Origin of the sequence: Bathymodiolus platifrons methanotrophic gill symbiont (assembly GCF_002189065.1) — a bacterium.
Classification (GTDB): domain Bacteria; phylum Pseudomonadota; class Gammaproteobacteria; order Methylococcales; family Methylomonadaceae; genus Methyloprofundus.
This window is the reverse complement of record NZ_BDMN01000487.1, coordinates 1-2,269: the sequence shown is the minus strand read 5'-3', so window position 1 is coordinate 2,269 and position 2,269 is coordinate 1. Positions and strand designations below refer to the sequence as shown.

Here is a 2,269-nt window from a genome sequence, read left to right as displayed (position 1 = left end):
AAAGCTGTTACTAAATCCTCTTCGCCATTCGCTACCGCTCATACTACGAGTCTTCATCCACAGCTTTGCCTATCGCGGTCTAAAAATCTTCACTTCGCTATGCTCCGTTTCCAGGATTTTCAGCGGCAGTTTATGGCTTTAGCAGGATAGTTATACCTGAAGACCAGGAGGTCTGCGCTTTTGATAAGTATTGCGACAGAACCGATTTATTTTAGCTTACGAATTAAAGCAAATCCAAAATTTAATGGGCTTGTATATATCTGACATATCTCATATTTATCAGAAGGAATAATTTTATTTTGTAAAGTATAAAAAGGTCCATCAACACCACAAAAATTTGGAAATACATCATGGAATAAAATATAACCACCTGTCGCAATATATTTCTCTATATTTAGAAAGTCAGACAAACACCCTTCTTTAGAATGGTCTCCATCAATAAAAACAAAATCGATGGGCTTAAGAATATTACTTAATAATTCATTAATTAAAAGTAAAGAATCTCCTTTATGAATTTCAACAAAATCTTGATATCCACACTTTTTTATATTTTCTTTCATAAATTCTAAAGGGTCATTTAAAGTGACCCCCGGACACCAAGGATTATCTGTGTGATTTGGAAAAGTATCAATACAATATAGCTTTTTATTATATTCATAATCAGCCATTGCTGAGGCTATCCATAGAGTAGAAATTCCTATATAAGAACCTACCTCAACTACTGTTCTAGGAACAATATTCATAATTAAAGCACGCAGTAAATTCCCCATGTTGGGTGATACTGAACCAGGAAAAGACATAGGATGCTCATAAATTTTGACTAACACTTTTGCCCATTCAGAACTGTTACTACTTAAAAAACGAGGAACATCCCATTTATCTCCAGGTTTCGGATCATCTAGCATCGTACCTGAATGAAAAAATTCTAATTGATCAGTTTTCATGTTTTTTTAATTTAAGCCCTATATATTCTTATTTCTGTGAGTCGCTATTTTTATTTTCGGCATCCCACGCTGAAAACCAGGGAAACGTAGACTAAGCGGAGTGATGGTTTTTAGTCCTTGGTAGGCGTGGTATGGCAACTCTCTGATCCGAAGTGCGCCCAGACGTCCTGCGTACGTGCCACTCCCTCAAAATGACTGGACGGCGTTTCAGAATGTCTTTTTTTGTCTCCACCTACGCTAGCGCTACAATTCCGACAAAACAACGGCTCTACGCCTTCAGATGACTATCAGTCATCGCATTCGCTCTCCATGGCTGGCAGCGAAAGGAAGTAATATTAAGAGGCGCAACCAAAGAGGTTTCCTACATGCTCTCCTCCTCCAATAAAAGAAGGGGCAGGTATTTGTTTGATTTCATCTCCAACAAACTCTAATTTTGACACATACACACTTCTTTCAAAGTTCCCATTTCCAATATGGTAAATTAAGTAATATTCCGTACCTATTTGAATAACGGAACCATGTCCAGCATTATAGCCGTGTGAATGTTTATCTGGTCTAGTTTCCCAGCTATTAAACGTCAATCTGCATGAATTTGTATTCGTACTTAATTCGGATAGGCTTGTTGCCTTTTTATAATACATTTGATATTTTGAATCATAATTATTTTCAGAATAAAGAAAATAATAAATACTATTTCTTTTAAAAATAAATGGCGCCTCCGTAATACCTTCATCAAAAGTAAAATTTGGATAGGTATTATTTATAATCTCATTATTTAATAAGTTAACTGTACTATTCGCATTACCATTTCCTGTGAACCACGTATATGACCAATAAGTAATTCCATTTTCAGTAAATTGTTCTGAATCAATGCGTGGAACTCTATTATTAGTGTTCTCTGATGAAATAGCATCGTTTGTCCCAATCACATAATTATCAGGCGAACTAAGAAAAATTGGAGGGCCAAAATTATTTTCCTCCGCATCCCATGTTGCATAAAAAATTGCAGGAGCATAATCCTGACCTCTTATTTTTGAACAACTTTCACCTGTTAATGGTTTAAAAGTAGCTGTAAAGGTAAGAGATAGATTAATACCATCATTATGTATATCAGGAGCAACAATATCACAATATCTATGGAGATCCCCAAAATTAGTATTAACTACATCACGAGGATTGTAATTCAGATAAAAGTTAGCCTTTAAATTGGACTCATTGATCGTTCCGTTAACACGCTCAACCATCCCATTGGTTTTAGGTGTGGCGGGAGCTGTTAACCTGTGGTCAATGTGTTCCTCAATACAGGCCATATCAAACTCATGATT

At 35.9% G+C, this 2,269-nt stretch carries 2 protein-coding genes and 1 pseudogene; all 3 read right to left on the bottom strand.

The window, feature by feature from the left end:
* Positions 1 to 206 precede the first annotated feature (206 nt).
* Positions 207 to 944: a class I SAM-dependent methyltransferase gene (locus CDZ78_RS19700; protein WP_087871483.1), complete on the bottom strand. Its 738-nt coding sequence runs from the start codon at positions 942 to 944 to the stop codon at positions 207 to 209.
* Between the two features lie 335 nt (positions 945 to 1,279).
* A complete protein-coding gene (locus CDZ78_RS23440; RefSeq protein ID WP_373862502.1) occupies positions 1,280 to 2,188 on the bottom strand; it encodes a family 43 glycosylhydrolase in 909 nt (302 codons plus the stop codon).
* Positions 2,162 to 2,269: pseudogene (locus CDZ78_RS23435) on the bottom strand (IS481 family transposase); the annotation flags it as partial. The pseudogene CDZ78_RS23435 and the gene CDZ78_RS23440, both read right to left, overlap by 27 nt.